The organism is Paraeggerthella hongkongensis (assembly GCF_003726035.1).
GTDB classification, from domain to species: Bacteria; Actinomycetota; Coriobacteriia; order Coriobacteriales; family Eggerthellaceae; genus Paraeggerthella; species Paraeggerthella hongkongensis.
On record NZ_QICD01000023.1, the window covers coordinates 1 to 20,392 of the forward strand.

General features: G+C 63.3%; 15 protein-coding genes and 1 riboswitch. Of the genes, 7 read left to right on the forward strand and 8 right to left on the reverse strand.

Annotated features, from left to right (window positions below; genetic code table 11):
* Nucleotides 1–68 precede the first annotated feature (68 nt).
* Together DMP08_RS09640 and DMP08_RS09645 are read right to left on the reverse strand one after the other, a co-directional pair.
* The gene (locus DMP08_RS09640) at nucleotides 69–1,769 is read right to left on the reverse strand and encodes an NAD(P)/FAD-dependent oxidoreductase (protein WP_123192688.1); all 1,701 of its coding nucleotides are present in this window, start codon (nucleotides 1,767–1,769) and stop codon (nucleotides 69–71) included.
* Nucleotides 1,762–3,300 carry an aminoacetone oxidase family FAD-binding enzyme gene (locus DMP08_RS09645; RefSeq protein WP_244596916.1) on the reverse strand — a complete coding sequence of 513 codons (1,539 nt, stop codon included), beginning with the start codon at nucleotides 3,298–3,300 and terminating at the stop codon, nucleotides 1,762–1,764. Before DMP08_RS09645 ends, DMP08_RS09640 begins: the two co-directional genes overlap by 8 nt.
* 403 nt (nucleotides 3,301–3,703) lie before the next feature.
* On the opposite strand from DMP08_RS09645, the gene DMP08_RS09650 reads away from it, so the two are divergent.
* Nucleotides 3,704–6,511 (forward strand): metallophosphoesterase, encoded by a 2,808-nt coding sequence (locus DMP08_RS09650; RefSeq protein ID WP_161555457.1) that lies wholly within the window; start codon nucleotides 3,704–3,706, stop codon nucleotides 6,509–6,511.
* Nucleotides 6,512–6,626: 115 nt separating this feature from the next.
* Here DMP08_RS09650 and DMP08_RS09655 read toward each other — a convergent pair whose 3' ends face one another.
* From DMP08_RS09655 to DMP08_RS09665, 3 genes are all read right to left on the reverse strand, one after another.
* Entirely contained in the window at nucleotides 6,627–8,042 is a 1,416-nt protein-coding gene (locus tag DMP08_RS09655; protein WP_123192690.1) for an alanine/glycine:cation symporter family protein, read from the reverse strand.
* A gap of 336 nt (nucleotides 8,043–8,378) precedes the next feature.
* Nucleotides 8,379–9,827, reverse strand: a complete 1,449-nt coding sequence (locus DMP08_RS09660; protein WP_123192691.1) for an alanine/glycine:cation symporter family protein — start codon at nucleotides 9,825–9,827, stop codon at nucleotides 8,379–8,381.
* A gap of 168 nt (nucleotides 9,828–9,995) precedes the next feature.
* Nucleotides 9,996–10,517: an L-2-amino-thiazoline-4-carboxylic acid hydrolase gene (locus DMP08_RS09665; RefSeq protein WP_244596917.1), complete on the reverse strand. Its 522-nt coding sequence runs from the start codon at nucleotides 10,515–10,517 to the stop codon at nucleotides 9,996–9,998.
* Between the two features lie 317 nt (nucleotides 10,518–10,834).
* Nucleotides 10,835–10,999, forward strand: a riboswitch (FMN riboswitch).
* Between the two features lie 138 nt (nucleotides 11,000–11,137).
* On the opposite strand from DMP08_RS09665, the gene DMP08_RS09670 reads away from it, so the two are divergent.
* The 6 genes from DMP08_RS09670 (at nucleotide 11,138) to DMP08_RS09695 (ending at nucleotide 15,355) form a co-directional block, all read left to right on the forward strand.
* Nucleotides 11,138–11,734 carry an ECF transporter S component gene (locus DMP08_RS09670; protein WP_123192692.1) on the forward strand — a complete coding sequence of 199 codons (597 nt, stop codon included), beginning with the start codon at nucleotides 11,138–11,140 and terminating at the stop codon, nucleotides 11,732–11,734.
* 142 nt (nucleotides 11,735–11,876) lie between these two features.
* Nucleotides 11,877–12,698, forward strand: a complete 822-nt coding sequence (locus DMP08_RS09675) for an energy-coupling factor transporter ATPase (protein ID WP_123192693.1) — start codon at nucleotides 11,877–11,879, stop codon at nucleotides 12,696–12,698.
* Nucleotides 12,674–13,639, forward strand: a complete 966-nt coding sequence (locus DMP08_RS09680) for an energy-coupling factor transporter ATPase (protein ID WP_123192694.1) — start codon at nucleotides 12,674–12,676, stop codon at nucleotides 13,637–13,639. The genes DMP08_RS09675 and DMP08_RS09680 overlap by 25 nt, the downstream gene beginning before the upstream one ends.
* The gene (locus DMP08_RS09685) at nucleotides 13,632–14,432 is read left to right on the forward strand and encodes an energy-coupling factor transporter transmembrane component T family protein (RefSeq protein ID WP_123192695.1); all 801 of its coding nucleotides are present in this window, start codon (nucleotides 13,632–13,634) and stop codon (nucleotides 14,430–14,432) included. The genes DMP08_RS09680 and DMP08_RS09685 overlap by 8 nt, the downstream gene beginning before the upstream one ends.
* 40 nt (nucleotides 14,433–14,472) lie before the next feature.
* A complete protein-coding gene (locus DMP08_RS09690) occupies nucleotides 14,473–14,886 on the forward strand; it encodes a pyridoxamine 5'-phosphate oxidase family protein (protein WP_123192696.1) in 414 nt (137 codons plus the stop codon).
* A 274-nt stretch (nucleotides 14,887–15,160) separates the two neighbouring features.
* Complete coding sequence (locus tag DMP08_RS09695) at nucleotides 15,161–15,355, forward strand: hypothetical protein (protein ID WP_114566764.1); 195 nt, start codon at nucleotides 15,161–15,163, stop codon at nucleotides 15,353–15,355.
* A 38-nt stretch (nucleotides 15,356–15,393) separates the two neighbouring features.
* On the opposite strand, the gene DMP08_RS09700 is transcribed toward DMP08_RS09695, so the two are convergent.
* From DMP08_RS09700 to tgt, 3 genes are all read right to left on the reverse strand, one after another.
* The gene (locus tag DMP08_RS09700) at nucleotides 15,394–15,717 is read right to left on the reverse strand and encodes a DUF1292 domain-containing protein (protein ID WP_114566763.1); all 324 of its coding nucleotides are present in this window, start codon (nucleotides 15,715–15,717) and stop codon (nucleotides 15,394–15,396) included.
* Nucleotides 15,718–15,914: 197 nt separating this feature from the next.
* Complete coding sequence (gene secD, locus DMP08_RS09705) at nucleotides 15,915–18,590, reverse strand: protein translocase subunit SecD (protein ID WP_123192697.1); 2,676 nt, start codon at nucleotides 18,588–18,590, stop codon at nucleotides 15,915–15,917.
* 656 nt (nucleotides 18,591–19,246) lie between these two features.
* A complete protein-coding gene (gene tgt / locus DMP08_RS09710) occupies nucleotides 19,247–20,392 on the reverse strand; it encodes a tRNA guanosine(34) transglycosylase Tgt (protein ID WP_123192698.1) in 1,146 nt (381 codons plus the stop codon).

The following is a 20,392-nucleotide window of genomic DNA, read 5'->3' on the forward strand; positions in this document are numbered from 1 at the left end:
CTCCCGTCGATTTCGATTGGAAAGCCGAGCTGGGAGAATAGAGGCCGCCCTTCGCTGCCGGGCAAGCGTCAGCGCTCGAACGCTTGAGCCACGGACCGGGCAACCCGCAGACCGTCGCAGGCAGCGCTCATAATGCCGCCCGCATAGCCCGCGCCCTCTCCGCACGGATAGAGGCCCGCCCCGCCGGCCATGGGGGATTCGGCCAACAACGCTTCGCAACCTTCGTCGCGCACGATGCGAACCGGACTCGAGCTGCGCGTTTCCACGCCGGTCATAACGGCGTCCCGGTCCGCGAACCCGGCGAGTCGCCTATCGAGCAACGGCAGCGCAGACGCGATCGCATCTGCCACGAACTCCGGCAAGCACTCCCGCAGATCGCACCACGCCACGCCGCGCGCGTACGTGGGGCGCACCGACGAACCGGGGCCCGTCGAGCGGCCCGCGAGAAAATCCCCCACGGTTTGGGCGGGCGCCCGATACCGATCGCCGCCCGCCGCGCGCGCCGCTCGATACGCCGCGCGCTCCATATCCCGTTGCAGCTTCACGCCCGCAAGAGGATGATCCCCCTCGAAGTCCTGCGGGCCCACGCCCACGAGCAACGCGCTGTTCGCATTCCTTCCGTCGCGCGCGAACCGGCTCATGCCGTTCACCACCACGCCGCCCGGCTCGCTTGCCGCGCACACCACTTGGCCGCCCGGGCACATGCAGAACGTGTAGACGCTCCGGCCGTCGGGCAGGTGAACGGCCAGCTTGTAGTCCGCCGGACCGAGTGCCGGATGAGTCGCGGCATCGCCGTACTGAGCGCGATCGACCGCCGTTTGAAGATGCTCGATGCGCACGCCCACCGAGAAGGGCTTCTGCTCCATTTTCACGCCCGCGGCGTGCACGACCTCGAACGTATCGCGCGCCGAATGCCCGCACGCCAGCACCACGCGCCGCGCGGGCACGCGCGCGCTCTTTCCCGAATCGAGCACGTCCGCCGCGGCAAGGATCCCGTCGCGGAAATGCAAGCCCGTCAACTGCGCATGGAATCGAACTTCACCGCCCGATGCAACGATCTGGCGGCGCAGTTCGCGCACCACGTCAACCAGCAGGTCGGTGCCGATATGAGGCTTGGCCTGCCACAGGATCTCCTCGGGCGCTCCGGCATCCGCAAACCAGCGAAGCACATGGCGCGCCAAGGGGTTCTTGATGTTCGTGGTCAGCTTCCCGTCGGAAAACGTGCCGGCCCCGCCCTCTCCGAACTGGATGTTCGTCTGCGGGTCCAAATCCGCCCCCGCATCGAACGCCGCGATCGCCGAAAGCCGCTCGTCCACGTCTCCTCCGCGCTCCAACAGAAGGGGCCGCAAACCCGCTCGCGCCAGGTACAGCGCGCAGAACAGGCCCGCCGGGCCCGCACCCACCACCACGGGACGCGGCTCGCCGCTCGCCTCGAGCGCCGAGGCGAGCTTTGGAACGACAAGCGGCGCATAAGGCTCGTGGCGCTTCACGTGAGTGCCCGGGGAAACCCCCGCACCCGCCCGCGAACAGGCTTGCGCAAGCGCATGCTGCTCCGCGGAGGAAGCGGAAAGAGCCACGCCGAGCGTCGCCACGAAATGCACGTCCCGTTTTTTGCGCGCATCCACGCTGCGCTTGAGGACGAGAACCGACTCCACGTCCGCCTCCTGCACGCCCAGCGCAGCCGCAGCGGCGGAGCGGACGAGCGCGTCGCCCTTCGGCCCGGCGACGCCCGCGTCAAGCGGAAGCCTCACGTTCGACACCTCAAGCACGGCTCGCTCCCTTCGTTCGACCATCGTCAGCCGCCAGCATGCCCGCTGCCGCGCGGGCTGCCAGCATGCCGCTCGCCCACGCCCAATGCAAGTTGTACCCGCCGCAGGGCGCGTCCACGTCCAGCGCCTCCCCCGCCGCGAAGAGCCCCGGCACGCGGCATGCCTCCATCGTGCGCGGGCCGAACGCCTCGACGGCAAGCCCTCCGCGCGTCACCTGGCACTGGCGGGCATCGCCAACGCCGCGCACGACCACGGGAAGCTCCTTGAGAGCACGCGCCAGCCTTGGCGCGTCCGCGTTGGCGAACGGGCCCTCGCGGCGCAGTCCCGCCTCCCTCAACGCGGCATGCGCCACCGCAGGCAGCAGCATGCCGCGAACGATCGCGTCGGCCGAGCATGGACGGCCGGCCGAGCGCAAGCGCGCGGCACGATCCAGCAGAAGGCCCTCCACCCTTTCGGGCGCAATCTGGGGAAGCAGGTCGATGCGCAGCTCGTCGTCCGGAGCGGCGAAACGCGACAGGTTGAACACGGCGATGCCCGACACCCCGTAATCGCGGAACAGCACCTCGCCGGACTCGCGGGCTTTCTCGACGCCGTCCGCGCCCGCCAGAGAAACGCAGCAGCGAACGCGGACGTTGTTGAGCGGCTTCACCAAAGCGGTATCCGTGCGCAGCGGGCCCAGCACGGGGCGGCCGCTCGCGCACGGCAGCCCTTTCGGCAGCGCGATCTCCTCGATCGCCCTGCCGCCAACGGCCACGACCACGGCATCGGCGTGTCGCACCGCGCCGTCTGCGAACCGAATATGGAATCGGTCGCCCGCGCGCTGCGGCGCATCGACGCGCCCGGCAACGCAGTCGCACGCCAGGCGCACGCCCGCATCCTGCGCAGCCGAGCGCAGCACGTCAAGCACGCTGGTCGCCTTGTTCGCCAAAGGATACAGGCGCCCCTCGCTCTCTTCGCGCCAAAGCAGGCCCAAGTCGGCGAACAGCGCATGAACAGGATCCTCGCACGAATCCGGCTCGCCTTCAAGCGCGGCCAATGCCTGCGAGACGAAGGCCGAATTGCGGTATGCGGCAACATCGATGCGAGCGTTCGAGAAATTGCAGCGGCCATTGCCGGTCGCCAAGATGGATCGGCCGACGCGGTCGCTGGCTTCGTACACCGTCGTTTCCACGGATCCAGGGGCAACGCCCCGAACGCGCAAAGCGCGGACGGCTTCAACGGCGGCCGCGAGCCCCGCCGCGCCGCCTCCTATGATGGCAAGTTTCTTCATACCGGCCATGATACCGCAAGGCAAGGCGAGCCCTGCCGAAGCGCGGCCGCTCATCGCAGGATCCCCGCAGCAGGCAAGCGACGCGCCGATATCGCGAGGGCAGCGGCCATCGCAGCCCTCCGCGCGCTCGGCGGCGCGGCGGCGACGGTCGAAAAAGACGTCCGCCGCCGAATCTCCATCAGCATGCGCCCGCCTGCGTTGGGAGCGATGCTGCGCTTCCTGCTCGATTCTTCCCCCAATGTTGCGTTTTTCGAGGCGCAAGCCCCCTTCATCGCCTTCCCTCCAAGAACCGTATTCCATTGTCCCAGCTCACAAGGACGGGGCTTTTGAAGATGAGGGGCGGTGCGCAACATTGCTGCAAAAATCGCGCAGTCAGGGTGCGTTGCGACGCGCCGAGAGCATCCCGACGGCGAACCAGCGGCACCGCCCGACCACCGAACGCCGCCTGGCAATTCAAGCGCTTCGCGGCTTTGCCATCTGAGCGCTTCGCCGCTTACGCAAGCCTTACCGCGCGCGTACGCAAACCTTACCCGCACTGTACCCGCCCTTTTCGCGGCATTCCTATACTTCCCCTCGTCAGCACCTCGCAATGCAAGCTTCTCGCACCCGCGCCGCGCTCAAGCCAAGCGGGCAACAGCCGAACACTCGAGCAGAAAGGTCTTCCATGAACCATGCATCGTCCTTTTTCGAAACGAGCACGATCGGCGTGTCGCGTCGATCGTTCCTCAAGCTGGCAGCCATAGCCGGAGCGTCCTTTGCAGGCGGCATGCTCGTGTTCCCCGACCAGCGCGCCGACGCAGCGTTCAGCCCGGCCCCCGGCCAGAATTGGCCGGCGCTGGAAAGCGGGCATATACGCTTCACCGTGCACAGCGACACGCACGTGGGAGCCGGAGCGCGCAATTCCTACACGCAGAAGATTCCCGCTGCGTTTTCCGGGATCTACGCCGCCGCTCCCGACGTGGCGGCGCACTTCTTCGTGGGAGATTCGGCGGATACCGGCACTCCCGAGCAGTACGATGAGCTGGCCTCGCTTCTCAATGCGAACGCGCGCAAACCCGTCGGAATCGTCATGGGCAACCACGAGTACTACAGCTGGCAGGGGGACAAGGAGAACGCCCAGGCCGCATTCAAGGATTTCCTGTCGTCGAAGCTGGCCGTAGCAGGGTCGTTCCAGATTCCGGGAGGCGCGAACGAAGGCCAAACCGACTGCGATTTCATCGTGGGCGGAAGCGACGGCTACCACGTGCTGGCGCTCTCGTCCCATCCGGGCGGCTACGACAACAGCTGGTACGGCGACCGGCAGGACTGGATTCGCGAACGCTTGGCCGCCGCGCAGGCGGAAGACGCGAACAAGCCCATCTTCATGTTGACCCACCATCCCTTCGGCAACACGGTCTGGTACAGCACGGGCGGCAGCTGGAACGGCCAGTTCGGCACCGACAAGTCCGACCGAACGGGCAACGACATGGCCTTTTACCATGAAATCGCAGCGGCGTATCCCCAAATCGTGCACTTTTCGGGGCATACGCACATCCCCATGGCCGACCCGCGCTCGATCTACCAAGACGACGGCTGCACCCTCGTCCAAACCGCCACGTTCGCCAACAACTTCTGGATGAAAGGCGGCCAGGACGAAGGGTACAACAACGGCGATTACAGCGGGGGAAGCCTCCTGTACGGGCATCCCGCCGATGGAGACGACGCCAACCAGTGCGAGCTGGTGGACATCGACCCGACAACCCATGCCGTGACCATCTACCGCATGGACTTCCGCGAGGGCGCATGCATCGGAAAACCCTGGTCGTTCAGCCCGAACGACCAGAGCACCAAAATCTACACGTCCTTGGCCATGAAAGCGCGCAGCCTCCCCCCTACGGTAGAGGCCGACGCCGCCGTCACGGTGCCGAACGACGACACCCTGACCGCGTCAGGAGCGTCCTTCGCCATCACCGCAAGCAAGGTGCATGCGGACACAACCGGCTTGGACGACGACATCATCCTATGCTACCGCGTAGAGGTCTTCTCGGCCGATTCCGACGAGCCCCTGTACGATGCGCGGTTCATGTCCGATTATTACAAGGCAAGCCAAAACCGCGCGAGCGAATTCGTTCGCCCGCTCATCGGCGCGGCCCTGGCGGAGGGAACCGCCTACACGCTCAAGGCGTACGCTCGCAACGTGCACGGCAAGGAAACGCCCATCGGCCAGGCCGAGTTCAAGACGAAGGAGCGTGAGGTGACGCCCCTCGAAGACCCGCTCTTGTCCGTGGACTTCGCACAAGGCTCGGCCGACGACCTTTCCGCCGCGCCCCATGCGCTCAAGGAATTCGGAGCGCTGGAACTTGTTTCCGACCCCCTGTTCAACAAGCAGGTCGCCGCATTCGGAGGCGCCGCGGCGGCGGCGTACGCGTTCACGAGCGAGGACTACGCGCGCATCGGCACCGGATGCACCCTGGAAGTGCTGTTCCGGTTCGACGAAGAGCCCTCCAGCTACTTCGAGCTGTTCTCATCGGGGCAGTCCCACGGGCAAAACCTCGAGTACTACCCATCGAAGAGCTCCGATCCCGACAGTGGACGCCCAAGCCTGCATTACTACACATCGCCTGAAGGCGGCGATTGGAAATCGACCAGCGCGCACGTCGACACGCTTGCCTGGACGCACGCCGTGGCAACCTACGACGGGGTGGAAATGAAGCTGTACGTGAACGGTGCGCTTGCTTCGCAGTTCGCCAACCCGGGGATCCTCCCCCCGCCCAGCGTAAGCGGCGGCGCGCCGCTGCGCTGGTTCCTCGGCGCCGACACGAACGCGCAGGGAAAGCCCGAGCATGCGATGGTCGGACGCGTGGCGTTCGCCCGCCTAAGCCCCGGAGTCGCAGACGAGAACCATGCCGCAACGCTGTACGCAGCCTCGGCCATTCCCTCCTCTCCCGTGAAAGCGCCGGATCCTGCCAACCTGGAAAAGGCCACGGTAGGAAAAGCGTACGCCATACCCTCCGTATCGTTCGAGGACGTCAACGGATCGATGCTGCAAGCGACGCCCTTCGTGACCGGCCCCGACGGCAATCCCGTCGCCTTGGAGGGCGCCGAGGGATCGCCGCCCGTTTGGCGGTTCACGCCCGCTGCGGCAGGAACGTACACGCTATCCTACGCAGCCGGCTACGCATCGGCGACGACGACCCTGACCGCGGCGTTCGCCCCCGAAAACCCGGGCGGCGATCCCGAGCCGGGAGGAGGATCCGGCAGCGGCGGGAACGGCCAGGGCGGCAGCGGCGGATCGGGCGAAAGCGGGAGCGCTCCGGGAGGACCGGGCGGCAGCGGCAGTGGCGGAAGCACGGCGATCGGCAACCCGATGAAAACCGTCAGAACCGGCGACGCATCCTGGGGCGCCGTCGCAGGAGCAGCGGCCATCGCAGCGCTCGGCGCGCTCGGCGGCGCGGCGGCGAAACTCAAGAAAGACGAAGGCGAAGAAGGCTAGCCGCCGCGCTTCCCGCATGGGACGGATCCGCGATCCCGAAAAAAAAAAGCAGCCCCGGAGCCGCATACGCGCTCCGGGGCTGCTCGCTACGTTGCCGAAGCAGGCGATGGAGGGTCTACTTGCTTTCGAGCACCGGAATGGGCGTCTCGTCCGTTTCATCGAGGTTCTTCTCCCACACGTAATGCTTGGTCTCGCGGGCGATCAAGCCCGAAAGCAGCAGCACCACGATGATGTTGGGAACGGCCATGAGCGCGTTGGTGATGTCCGAGATGGTCCACACCAAATCACCGATGCCGATGGCACCCAAGAACGCCACGGCCACGTACAGCACCTGGTACGGACGGATGGCATGCTTGCCGAACAGGTACGTGACGCAGCGGTTGCCGTAGTACGACCAACCCAAGATGGTGGTGTAGGCGAACAGGATCATGCCGATCACCAGGATGGGCGTGCCGATGTAGGGGATCGACGCGAACGCCGCGCTCGTCAAGTCGGCGCCGGCGGAAACCTGACCGCTTTCCATGATGCCCGGATTCGCGATCATCGTGGAAACCAGCACGATGCCCGTCAGCGCGCAGATGACGACCGTGTCCCAGAACGTTCCGGTCATGGACACGAGCGCCTGGCGCGCCGGGTTGCGCGTGGAGGCCGCCGACGCCACGATGGGCGCGGAGCCCAGGCCGGACTCGTTGGAGAACAGGCCGCGCGCGCAGCCGAACTGCAAAGCCATCATGAGGCCGCTGCCCACCGCGCCGCCGAACGCGGCCTTCGGGGTGAAGGCGCATTCGAAGATCAAGCAGATGGCAGGCCATACGTATTCCCAGTTCATGCCGATGATCACGATGCAGCCCCATGCGTACGCGATAGCCATGAACGGAACCAGCTTCTCGCACACCTTGGAGATGATCTTGATGCCGCCGAAGATGACGAGCGACACCATGATGACGATGGCCAGGCCGATGCCCCATGCGGGCACGCCCGGAGCGTTCGAGGTGATGATGCCGGTCATGGCGCTGGACTGCACCGCGGACCCGATACCGAACGAGGCAATGGCCGCGAACAGGGCGAACGCGCCCGCTCCCAGCATGCCGTACCAGGGCGTCTTGCCGTCTTTCTCGAACGCACGCCGCCAGGCGTACATTGCGCCGCCCAGCATGTTGCCGTTATGGTCCTTCACGCGGTACTTCACGGCGGCGTAGGTTTCAGAATACTTGGTCGCCATGCCGAACACGCCCGTGAGCCACATCCACAGAACAGCGCCCGGACCGCCCGCCAGAATGGCAGTGCCCACGCCCACGATATTGCCCGTGCCGATAGTGGCCGAAAGAGCCGTGGTCAATGCGCCGAACTGGCTGATATCCCCCGGCGCATCCGGATCCTTCGTCACCGAAAGCTTGATAGCCGTCGGCAGCTTGCGCTGAATGAACCCTGTGCGAAACGTCAGGAACAAGTGAGACCCCAACAACAGCACGATCATGGGAGGACCCCACACGAACGCGTCGATATCGCCGATCAGCTGAATGATATCCATACCCCAACCCCTCTCTGTACTCCCGGATGCAAAGCGGGCGAAGAGTCTATACCGAAGCAGATTCCATGATCTGCGCATCCGTCGATCAGCCAGGTGAGCAGCAAGAACGATAGCAAGCCGTTTCGGTATGGGCACTTTCGCGCGCTAAAGTACTCGGATTATAGCGAGGCGGCGCGTTACGGCTTGTTAACAAATGCGAAATTGCCAGCGAACGGCATCGGGAGCAAGGGGGACGAGCGGAAACGAAGGCACGGGCGCGGGCGGCCCGCAGATCGAATGCAGCCCACGGCGCGAACGCGCACGGACGACGGTCGGCAAGCCCCTGCGCGAAAGCCGCTACTTCCCCTCCAGCTGCGGGATGGGCGCGTCGTCGGCTTCGTCCAGGTTCCCGTCGTAGATGTAATGGCGCGTTTCGCGCGCCACCATGCCGGACAGCATGAGAACCACCACGATGTTGGGAATCGCCATGAGCGCATTGCCGATGTCGCTGACCAGCCACACCATATCGCCCACGCCGATCGCGCCCAAAAACGCCACGGCCACGTACACCACCTGGTACGGACGGATGGCATAGCGCCCGAACAGGTACGTGATGCAGCGGCTGCCGTAGTACGACCAGCCCAGTATGGTGGTATAGCTGAAAGCAACCATGCCCAGCACCAGAATAGGCGTGCCGATGTAGGGGATCTTCGAGAACGCCTCGCTTGCCAGCTGGGCGCCCGAGTACAACGTGGGGTTCGTCAAGATGTCCGAAGCGATCTCCGGATGAGCCAGCATGGTAGACACCAAAACGATGCCGGTGAGCGCGCAGATGACGACCGTGGACCAGAACGTGCCGGTCATGGCCACAAGCGCCTGTTGCGCGGGGTTGCGCGTGGAGGCCGCCGCCGCGACGATGGGCGCGGAGCCCAGGCCGGACTCGTTGGAGAACAGGCCGCGCGCGCAGCCGAACTGCAAGGCGACCATGATGCCGCTGCCCACCGCGCCGCCGAACGCAGCCTTCGGCGTGAAGGCGCATTCCAAGATGAGGCCCAGGGCCTCGCCCAGAAGAGGGCCGTTCAAAACCAAGATGACGATGCAGCCGCCCGCATACGCCACGGCCATGAACGGAACCAGTTTCTCGCATACCCTGGAGATGGATTCCACGCCTCCGAAGATGACCACCGAAACCAAGATGACGATGGCAACGCCGACCATCCATGCGGGAACCGGCGCGTTCGATGTGATGATGCCGGTCATGGCCGATGCCTGCACGGCCGAGCCGGTGCCGATGGCCGCGATGGCCGCGAACGCCGCGAACGCGATCGCGCCCAGCTTCGCCCACCACGGCGGACGGCCGCCGGGACCGGGATCAAGCTCGCCCTTGTCATTGCGACGGAACGCGCGCTCCCAAATGTACATGGCGCCGCCGAGCATGGCCCCGTTATGATCCTTCACGCGGTACTTCACCGCCGCGTACACCTCGGCGTACTTGGTGGCGATGCCGAACACGCCCGTGATCCACATCCAGAACACGGCGCCCGGCCCTCCTGCCAGGATGGCCGTGGCCACGCCCACGATGGATCCGGTGCCGATGGTGGCCGCCAGCGCCGTGGCCAGCGCGCCGAAATGGCTGATGTCGCCCTTGCCCTCGGGATCGGACGTAAGCGAGAGCTTGATGGCCTGAGGCAGCTTGCGCTGAATGAAACCGGTTTTGACCGTGAAGAACAGATGCGATCCCAAAAGGAGCGCGATCATGACCGGTCCCCATACGAAGCTGTCGATGGTGTTGAGAATGTCAAACATAATTCGGGTATTGTACCCCGACGGGACCCCCTCGCGAAGAATTCCCGCCGGGTATCCACAAATTACAGCCTAGCGTGCGGAGCACCACGGCATCAACGCGGCGCTCCGCACGCTAGGCCCATGAGACAGGCAGCTTGCTGGATCGTCTCAATCGCTGCCAACAAGCCCCTACCGATGATAGATCAGATGGCACACGTCGTCGCCTCGCGCGATGGTCTTCGGCAGATCCAGCTCGCAGCCGTACGCCTCCCCGATGCCGCGGTCGCCGCACATGGCCCAATCGCACAGATTGGATATCTCCTCGTCGGTGCATCCCTGCTTTTGCCATGCCTTCACCAGCGGACAATAATGGAACTCCAGTTCGAAGCGATCGTCCTGCACGTCTTTGACGTCCATTTCGAACACCATTTGAGCCGGCTTGCCGAACAATCCCTTCTTGAGGCTTTTCAGGCTGTGCGTGCCGCCGCCCTTGGCCACCAGTTCCGCGCCCTGGAACAAGCCGCAACGCTTCACGGCGGCCGGAGCGAACGCCGCCGGATCGGCTCCCGCCTTCGCGGCCTCGTCCGTGAGCAGATACAGCCAGAGCGCCCGGTGCTCGAGCAGCTCCCGAATAGCCTTCACCAGCGGGTTCTTTACCCTCGGTTCGTTCACGATCCTGCTCTGCCCCATGCGCTCCCCCTTGTTGTCCACGGCGCGCTCCGCGCCTTCGCATGCGAGCATTATACGGGAGCATGTCGTCAGCAGGCAAAAAGACGGCCCGGCAGCAGGCCAACCCGTTCCGCTGCGCATTGTCGCCCGAAACGTACGGTTTTTCGGCGAAAACCGTACGTTTCGGGCGACAATGCATTCACGGAACCGCTTTCGATCCCGTCCAGCGTCCAGCGCCCGACACCCAACATCCAGCACCCGACATCACAATGCCCAATGCCACAAAAACGCGCTCTTGTCCGCATTCCCGAAGAAACGCTTGCCACGAATCAAGAGGGTGGTTACAATGTGCGCCATGGATTCTGTTTCAGGGCGAGGTGCAATTCCTCACTGGCGGTAATTCGGCCCGCAACCCGTGTTGCAACAAGCCGAGAGTCCGCGACCCCGCGAGGCGCCATGCTTCGCAGGCTGATTCCGGTGAGATCCCGGGACCAACGGTATAGTCCGGATGGAAGAGGCAGAGATCCGCGACAAAGCGCATAGGCGCTTTGCATCTGCGGACCCCAAGAAGCCTGTATGGAAGGAATTCATACGGGCTTGTTTTCTTTTTAGGCCGGAAAACCTGACCCGCACGCAAGCGGCCTGGAAAGAAAGGGGTTGCCATGGCAGCCAACAACAAGGACGCTCACGCGCCCGCATTCACCAACACGAACAAGTGGGAAACCCGCCAGCTGGTCACGATGGCCTTGCTGTGCGCCATCGGCGTGCTGCTTTCGTTCGTCGAATTCCCGCTGCTGCCCGGCGTGACCTGGTTGAAGTACGACGCCTCCGCCATGCCGGCCATGGTATGCGGATTCGCGTTCGGACCCGCGGCGGGACTGGCGGTCGGCATCGTGGGAGCCGTGATCCACGGCATCCTGTTCGCCGACTTCTCCGGCGCGCTCATGAACATCCTCGTGGTCACGGGCTTCATCCTGCCGGCCGCCTTGGTCTACCGCAAGACGCGTTCGTTCAAGGGCGGCGTGCTGGGCCTGGTCCTCTCCGTCATTGCGGCAACGCTCATGGCCATCGTCGGCAACCTGATCATCACGCCGGCGTGGCTCGGCGTTCCGCTTGATGCGGTCGTCGCCATGATCATCCCCATCCTTACCCCGTTCAACTTGGTGAAAGGCGCGCTCAACGCCGTTTTGACCCTCATCGTGTACAAAAGCATCTCCAACCTGATCACTCCGAAGAAAAAGCAGGTGAAGGGGCGCTAAATCCCTCTGTCTCCTGATCTTTTCAGCAGACCAGCCGTAGGCGGCCGCAAGTTCCGACCGCCTACGAGCTCAAGCCGAAGCACGGAAAAGAGCGCCTCCCCGCAACCGCACTCGCAACAAAAGGAAAGAAGGACCGCTGCTTATGATCGAGTTCTCCAAGGTGGGATTCACGTACGACGGAGAGGCGTTCGTGCTCGACGGCGTGGACGCGCGCATTCAACAAGGCGAGTTCGTGTGCGTTCTCGGCGGAAACGGGTCGGGCAAATCGACGCTCGCCAAGCACGTGAACGCGCTTCTAACTCCCGACGAGGGCTGCGTCACCGTGCTCGGCCGCGACACGCGCGACGAGCACGCAACGTATTTCATCCGAAGCAACGCAGGCATGGTGTTCCAGAACCCCGACGATCAGCTGGTTGCCAGCCTCATCGAAAACGACGTGGCATTCGGGCCGGAAAACCTGGGCGTGCCCACCGAAGAGCTGCGCCAGCGCGTAGCGGACGCGCTGGCGGATGCAGGCCTGCAGGGCTACGACAAGCGCGAAACCGCAGCACTGTCGGGCGGACAGAAGCAGCGCGTAGCCATCGCAGGCGTCTTGGCCATGGAGCCGGATATCCTCGTGCTCGACGAGGCGACGGCCATGTTAGATCCGCGCGGGCGCAAGGGCCTTATGCGCGTGTGCCACGAACTCCATGACCGCGGCATGACCATCGTCATGATCACGCATTTCATGGAGGAAGCGGCTCAGGCGGATCGCGTCATCGTATTGGAGAACGGCCGTGTCGCCTGCGACGGAACCCCTCAAGAAGTGCTCGTGCGAGCAGATCTGCTGGAAAGCCTGAACCTCGACGTACCGTTTGCGGCCGCGCTTTCGCTTGCGCTCAAGCAACGCGGCGTTCCCGTAGGCATGCATGTTGAAACCGAAGCCTTGAAGGAGGAGCTATGCGCATTGCTTTCGAAGGCGTAAGCTACTCGTATTCCGACCCCGACCGTCAAGAAAAGCGCAAGCGTCGCCTGAAGAAGCGCCGGGAAGCCGGCGTGATAGAAGAGGCGCCCTCGCTTGAAACCCACGGCAAAGCCGCCTGGGGAACAGATCCCAATGCCGTATGGGCGCTTCACGACATCAATTTCTCTCTGGAAAACGGAGAGTTCCTTGGCGTGGCCGGCCACACCGGAAGCGGAAAGAGCACGCTCATCCAACATATGAACGGGCTGGTCAGCCCCACGCGCGGACGCGTGCTCCTTGATGGGAAAAACTTGGCCGACAAGCGAGAGGCGCAGGCGTGCCGCGGCAAGGTAGGCCTGGTGTTCCAGTATCCCGAGCATCAGCTGTTCGCAGCCACCGTCAACGAAGACGTAGCGTTCGGACCGCGGAACCTGGGCGTGCCCGACGAAGAGGTGCAGACGCGCGTGCGCACCGCTCTGGAGAGCGTGCGTTTGGACCCGGACGTCGTGGGAGATAAAAGTCCCTTCGAGCTTTCCGGAGGACAGCAACGACGCGTGGCGTTCGCCGGGGTTCTGGCCATGGAGCCGCAAGTGCTGGTGCTCGACGAGCCGGTCGCAGGACTCGACCCCGTAGCGCGCGAGGAGTTTCTCGCCCTCATAAGCGAGCTGCACGCCGGAGGGCTCACCGTTGTGATGGTATCGCACAACATGGACGACCTAGCCCGTTTCTCCGATCGAATTCTCGTACTGAACGAGGGAAGGCAGTTTGCCCTGGGCACGCCAGCCGAGGTATTCGCGCAAGGCGACGAGCTGCGCGCCATCGGACTGGACGCCCCGGCCCCGCACAAGCTTGCAGCCGAACTGCACTCGCTGGGCCTTGACCTGCCCCGCCAGCTGTACGACGTGGAATCGCTTGCCGACGATCTGGCGGCGCTGTACAAGGCGGAGGCCCGTCATGCCTGACATCGCGGTCATCGGACGCTACTGGCCGGGGACAAGCCCTGTTCACCGCATGGACCCGCGCGCCAAGCTGCTGCTGTCGCTTGCGCTCATGGCGGTGGTATTCGTTGCGAACGTAGGGAACTTCTGGGGACTTGCCGTATGCGCCGCATTCGTGTTCGGGTTCTTCGCGCTGGCGGGCATTCCGCTTCGATCGGCGTTCAAATCCATCGCGCCGCTAGCGTTCATCGTGGTCATCACCGCACTGCTGAACGTGTTCTTCGTGCAGGGCGGGCAGGTGCTGTTCGAGTGGTGGATCTTCCGCATCAGCGAAGCCGGCATCTGGCAGGCTGCGTTCATCGCGTGCCGGCTCCTCTTGCTGCTACTGGGCATGAGCCTTCTTACGCTAACCACGACCACGCTCGACATCACCGACGCGTTCGAATACCTGCTTCGCCCCTTTGCGCGCATCGGAGTACCGGCCCACGAGCTTTCCATGATGATGGGCATTGCGCTTCGATTCCTGCCGCAGTTCACTTTCGAACTGCAAACCGTCTACCGCGCGCAGATCAGCCGCGGGGCAACGTTTTCCAAAGGGAAGGTTCGCATGCTGGCGTCCCTTATGGTTCCCTTGTTCACCAGCGCATTTCGCCATGCGGAAACGCTTTCCTCGGGCATGGATGCACGCTGCTACCACGGGGGGACCGGGCGGACGCGGCTGCATCCGCTTGCATACTCGCAGCTTGACGCACGAGGCACGGGGGTAATCCTGCTCATGCTGGCGTGCGTCGTTGCAACCAATATCATACCGAGCTAGCCGAACTAGAAACGTCTCCCACTGAAGAGAGGAACATCCCATGAACGGAAACGAAACCATCGTCGACTACCTAACGAGCGTGCCCGCCTGGTATCTTGCCACATGCGACGGCGACCAGCCGCACGTGCGGCCCTTCAGCTTCGCCGCCATCCAGGACGACCGCATCTGGTTTTGCACGGCAACCACCAAAGACGTATACCGAGAGCTGAAAGCCAATCCGAAGTTCGAACTGAGCGCCTGGAAACCGGGAAGCGGCTGGGTCATCATGCGCGGACAAGCCGATCTGGAAGACCGCGCAAACAATGAGGTGCGGCGTGCCGGATTCGAGCACATGACCGGGCTCGGCGAAAGCTACGACGGACCCGAAGACGAGACGCTCACGTTCTTCACCGTGACGAACCCCGAAGCATGGGTGTGCGATATCGACGGCAGCTGGAATCCCGTCGAGTTCTAAGCTCGGCAGCGCAAACGAAAGCGGCGCAACACGCGCGGCGGCGACCGGAAGCCCACCCGCCATACCGCGCCGCTTTCGCGCTTGCTGCGCGAATATGCCGGAGATGCATCTCTCCTTGCGTTTTTGGTGAAGTATTCCGTACGCCGAAGGAAGGCTAGCGCTGGATGAAACGAAAGTCGTACACTGTAGTTCACGACCCGTCAATGGAATGGAGTGTTGCGAGGTCAGAGTATAAAAAGCCCCGCTCCCCCGCTAGAGCAAGAGGTTGAGAACAATGGATGTAAACGACTACGATGCGCTCATGGAAGCCATCAAGGGCAGCGCTTCGAAGATCTTCGAGCTTGCAAACACGGAAGAGGAAGTCTGCCGTCTAGAAAAAGCCATCCACCATGAAGTGATGTATCTTGCGGCCATCGCGCAATCCGACCGCATCAAGCCACCGCAAGGATGGGATCTGCTCGGACGCTAAACGACGGCGCGGGGATTGCTCCCCGCGCCGTTTTTACCTTAATCTGCGAAATCGTACAAATCCTTCGTTGCCGCCCTGAAGTCCTCGTACACCTCGGAGGCCACCGCCTCGTCCTCGACAAGCTCGAAAGCTGCGGGCTGGCCTTCCTCGTCGAGCTCCGTCACTTCCAGCAAAACAACCTCTCCCGACGAGCCGGCCGGCTCGTCTTCGCTGATCGGGAAAAAGAACCCGTAGCTTCTGCCTTCATGCAGAATCAGACCCAGAAACTCCAGCTCCGTCTGCTCGCCAGTCTCGTCTTCGAGCACAATGGCGATGCCCTCCTCCACCGGCGGACAAAAGTTAGGGGCGCTTCCTTCACGCATCGCGGACTCCTTGCTCCTCGCATGTTCATTGGCGCTAGAGTACCACAAGCACCTTGCACCGCGCACATTCGAACCGGCAACGACAGACAAGCGCCAGACGGACGGGAGCCGGCATACCGCAAGGGAATGCCCTTGAGCGCAGAAGCGCACTCCCGATCCAAGAACGGGAGTGCGCTTCACACCCGGGGCCGTTGTTGCTACTTCTTGTCGGGGCGCTTCTTGCGCTGCGCCTTGGGCGGCTTGTGCTGCGTCTTGCCAGCATTCGAGCCATGATTCGAACCGGCCTTCGCGGCCGGAGCGGAAGCGGCGCCCGCAGCCTTCGCAGCCTTCTTGGGCGAGGCGCTCTCCGCCATGGCGTTCGGGTTGCCGAACTCGTATCGACCGACCTCGGGGCCGAACTTCTTCACCAGCTTGGCGTAGCGCGGCTCGCGCGTTTTCCACATAGCGTACAGCGGGGCCGCCACGGCAATCGAGGAATACGACCCGCAGATCAACCCGATGGACATGGCAAATGCGAAGTCCTTCAACGTCTCTCCGCCGAAGAAGAGCATAGCCAGCACCGGAATAAGCGAAGTCAGCGTCGTGTTGACAGTACGCACAAGCACCTGGTTGATGGAATGGTTCGCCATCGTCATGAACGTGCACTTAACGTCGTCGGACTTCATGTTGTCGTTGATGCGGTGGAACACGACCACCGTGTCGTAGAGCGAGTACCCCAAAATGGTAAGAAGCGCGGCGATGGTGTTCGGGTTGACCTCGCGCCCGACCAGCGCGTAAATGCCCATGACCAGCACCAGGTCATGCAGAAGGGCCACGATGGCCGTCACGCCCATCTTGTACTCGAAGCGAATGGCGATGTAGATGATGATGAGCACGATGGAAACGAGGAACGCAATGAGCGAAGACTGGATGACGCTCGCGCCCCAGTCCGGCCCGATGGTGGTCACCTCGAAGCTGTCGGTGGAAAGCCCCAGCTTATCGGCAACCTGACTCGCGCGCGACGTGGCTTCTTCGGCGCTCGTGGTGGTAGTGCGCACCAGGAAGCCTTCGTCCCCATCAGCGTTGGTAGTTTGGATAACGGCGTCAGGTTCGCCCGCATCGTTGAAGGCGCCGCGCATCTGGTCGATGGACACCTGTCCGGTATTATGGAACGAAACCGACGTGCCGCCCACGAACTCGATACCGAAGTTGAGGCCCTTCACGCCCACCACGGCAAGCGACGCGCATACCAGCACGGCAGCCACCGTAAGGAACACCTTGCGGTGGCCTAGGAAGTTGACGTCATGTTTGATGAACTTGCCGCGCGGCTTGCGCGCCTTCGCAGCTGCGGCCTCGCCCGCTTCTCCAGCAGAGCGCTCCGCCGCCCTCTCGGAAGCAGCCGGATCGATGGCCTCGCCAATCTCGGCCTCGGCCACGGTCGTCCCCTCCGCAGACGCCAGCGCAGCGTAATCGCTCGCCGCCCGCTGGCTGTCCTTGATGCCCCAGAAACCAGGGTGCCTCGCGATAACGCGCGGCGCAAGCACGCGAATAAGCGGTGCCTTGAACAGCAGCATCATGAGGATGTCGCACGCGATGCCCAGGGCAAGCGTCAAGCCGAAGCCCTTGACCGAAGCGCTGGCCAGGAAGAACAGCGAGAGAGCCGACACCAGCGTAACCAGGTCGGCATCGATGGACGTGACGATAGCGTGCTTCACGCCGGTGATGGACGCTGCGCGCACGCTGCGACCCATGCGAATCTCCTCGCGGAAGCGCTCCATGGTAAGAATTGACGAGTCGGCGGCCATGCCGATGGTCAGCACGATGCCCGCAATGCCGGCAAGCGACAAGCTGAACAGGCCGAAATGGGAAAGCGTCGCCAAAATGCCCAGGTACAGCACCGCGAACACCACCATGGCGCCCGCCGTGATGAAGCCCAGGCCCCGATAGAAGAACAGCAGGTACAGCATAACCACGGCCAGGCCGATCAGCGCAACCAGCACGCCGGAGTGAAGCGCATCCTGCCCGAGCGTCGGGCCGACCACCTGGCTTTGCGCGTACTCGAAGCTCACCGGCAAGGAGCCGCTTTCGAGCACGGTCTGCATCGATTTGGCTTCCTCAAGGGTGTAGCCGCCCGTGATCTGCACGTTGCCGTCGGGAATCTCGCTTTGCACGGCGGGGGCGGATTGCACCTCGCCGTCAAGGATAATGACGATCTTGCCCTTCGTTGCCGCAAGTTCCTTCGTCGCAGCGGCGAACGCCTGGGCCCCCTGGGAGTTGAGCGTGATGTTGACCGCGTAGTCGGTTGCCGTATCCGAAGGCTTGCCGACGGAAACGTTCGTAATGTCGGCACCGGTCACGAGCGGCGTGTACGTCCCTTCGGCCACCTCAAGGTGCTCGGTTTTACCCGAGGGGAAGGAGTTTCCCAGAGCGTCGGTCACGGTTCCTTCAGAGCCGTACTGCCCGCTTTCGATTTTCGATTTGGCATCGGCATCCGTAAAGGAATCGAGGCGCGCGAACTCCAATTTGCCGGTCTTGCCGATGGTGTTGAGCGCATCCTCGGTGTTCGTGAGGCCCGGAATCTGAACGAGGATCTGGTCGGTTCCCTGCACCTGCACCACCGACTCGGACGCGCCGAGAGCGTTCACGCGGCTTTCGATGATGGCGCGCGACTTCTCCATTTCATCGGCGGTTACTTGAGCACCGTCGGCGCCCTTCGCGGTAAGAACCACGGACAGGCCGCCTTGAATGTCCAGGCCCTGGTTGATTTTTTCCTGGGGCGGCGTGAACATAAAGATCGAGCCGACAACCAGCAACGTGGTAACGACCAGCAACCAAACGTTGCGCCGGTTCACCGACCCGGATTGCTTCTTTTTCGCCTTCTGCGCTGCCGCCATGTGACGCTCCCTAGTTCGTAATCTCAGATACGCTGGAACGAGGCTCGATCGCCCCGCACGATAACTGCCCTATTGTGCCACAAAACCAGGGCAAGCGATACCGGAGGCCTTTTATTCCTGATAAAGGTTAAACCGAGAAAACGCAACGTGAAGAACCGCGAAAGAGTCGGTCGAAAAATCGAGCGTAATTCGAATAGAACCGCTTTGGAAACGCGCTCGATCCGCGCAAGGTCTGCGGCAAAGCCGCAAAGAAACGCGCGAGCTCCGCGCTGGACGCACGTCATCTGCGCGCTAGGCCGAGCCGCTATCATTAAAGGACGGATCACCAGGCGGCGAGGCTCCGCGCCCCTTTCCACCCATGCCCCCGACGAAGGGAGAACGGGAGGAGGTGGACGCCATGACCGATTTGGCCTTGATTACGGCGGCCGTCGAGCTGATCTCCAGCTTATCGCGCTCGTCGCGGCAATAATAGAGAAGCTCCCAGTCCGAAAGGATAGGGAGCCCTAAACAAAAAGCCAAACCGCCGAAGCGATTCGAGAGCCGTGGGGAGTAACCAGCTCCCTGCGGCTCGACCCTATTATACGCAAACCGCGCAGCTGGTTCAACGCCAGCGCACGAGCGTCGCGCAGAACAACCGAAACGACCGATGCCGAAACTCAGTAGTCTTTCGCCGCCGGGCTTGCCATCCACTCCCCGTAGAATTCCTCGTAGGAATCGGCCAGCACCGCCTCGCGCGCGCGGCGCATGAGATCCAGCAAATAATGCAGGTTATGGATGGACAGCAGGATACCGCCCAGCATCTCGTTCTGCTTGACCAGATGACGTATATACGAACGGCTATGGTTCTGGCAGGTCGGACACGTGCACGTGGGGTCGAGCGGGCCGAAATCGCGCGTGAACTTCGCATTGCGCATGTTCATGCGGCCCGCGCTGGAGAACGCCGTGCCCATGCGCGCGGTGCGCGTGGGCAGCACGCAATCGAACATGTCCACGCCTTCGCGCACGGCGCGCACGAGCGTGGTGGGATTCCCCACGCCCATAAGGTACCGCGGTCGATCTTCAGGGCACGCTCGCGCGACGTCGCCTAGCGTCTCGAACATGACTTCGTGGTCCTCGCCCACCGAGTAGCCGCCTATCCCGAAGCCGCCGAAGCGACGGCCGCCAACCGCCAAGCTTTCGTCCTCGATCTCGCGCAGCAGACGAATGGAGTCCAAACGCAAATCCAAGTGCATCCCGCCCTGCACGATGCCGAACAGCGTCTGGTCAGCGCGTTGGTGCGCCGTCAGGCAGCGACGCGCCCACTTGGCCGACAGGTCCACTGCCTTCGCTACAAAGGCCTTCTCGGCCGGATACGGTGCGCACTGGTCAAGCTGCATCGCGATGTCGGCGCCAAGCTGCTCTTGGATGGCCATGTTCGTCTCGGGCGTCCATCGCACCTTCGACCCGTCGTAGATGGAGCGAAACGTTAGGCCGTCGTCGTCAAGCTTCACCGTGTCGGCCAAGCTGAACACCTGGAACCCGCCCGAATCGGTGAGCATCGGGCCGTCGTAGTGCGAGAACCCGTGCACGCCGCCGGCCTCTTCCACCACGTCCGCGCCGGGACGCAAAGACAAATGGTACGTGTTGGCCAGCACTACCTGGGATTTCAGATCGTTCAGCTGGCCAACGGTGACGCCCTTCACCGTAGCGCTCGTGCCCACGGGCATGAACATGGGAGTCTGAAACGATCCATGGGCCGTTTCGTACGTAAGCGCGCGAGCGTGACCGCTCGTCGCTTCGCACGTGCAATCGAACAGCGACAC

Bases quoted from the DNA above. Each gene is read 5' to 3' on its own strand.
- DMP08_RS09650 (WP_161555457.1), top strand. From the start codon at position 3,704: ATGAACCATGCATCGTCCTTTTTCGAAACGAGCACGATCGGCGTGTCG.
- DMP08_RS09655 (WP_123192690.1), bottom strand. From the start codon at position 8,042: ATGGATATCATTCAGCTGATCGGCGATATCGACGCGTTCGTGTGGGGT.
- DMP08_RS09660 (WP_123192691.1), bottom strand. From the start codon at position 9,827: ATGTTTGACATTCTCAACACCATCGACAGCTTCGTATGGGGACCGGTC.
- DMP08_RS09670 (WP_123192692.1), top strand. From the start codon at position 11,138: ATGGCAGCCAACAACAAGGACGCTCACGCGCCCGCATTCACCAACACG.
- DMP08_RS09675 (WP_123192693.1), top strand. From the start codon at position 11,877: ATGATCGAGTTCTCCAAGGTGGGATTCACGTACGACGGAGAGGCGTTC.
- DMP08_RS09680 (WP_123192694.1), top strand. From the start codon at position 12,674: ATGCGCATTGCTTTCGAAGGCGTAAGCTACTCGTATTCCGACCCCGAC.
- DMP08_RS09685 (WP_123192695.1), top strand. From the start codon at position 13,632: ATGCCTGACATCGCGGTCATCGGACGCTACTGGCCGGGGACAAGCCCT.
- DMP08_RS09690 (WP_123192696.1), top strand. From the start codon at position 14,473: ATGAACGGAAACGAAACCATCGTCGACTACCTAACGAGCGTGCCCGCC.
- DMP08_RS09695 (WP_114566764.1), top strand. From the start codon at position 15,161: ATGGATGTAAACGACTACGATGCGCTCATGGAAGCCATCAAGGGCAGC.
- DMP08_RS09700 (WP_114566763.1), bottom strand. From the start codon at position 15,717: ATGCGTGAAGGAAGCGCCCCTAACTTTTGTCCGCCGGTGGAGGAGGGC.
- secD (WP_123192697.1), bottom strand. From the start codon at position 18,590: ATGGCGGCAGCGCAGAAGGCGAAAAAGAAGCAATCCGGGTCGGTGAAC.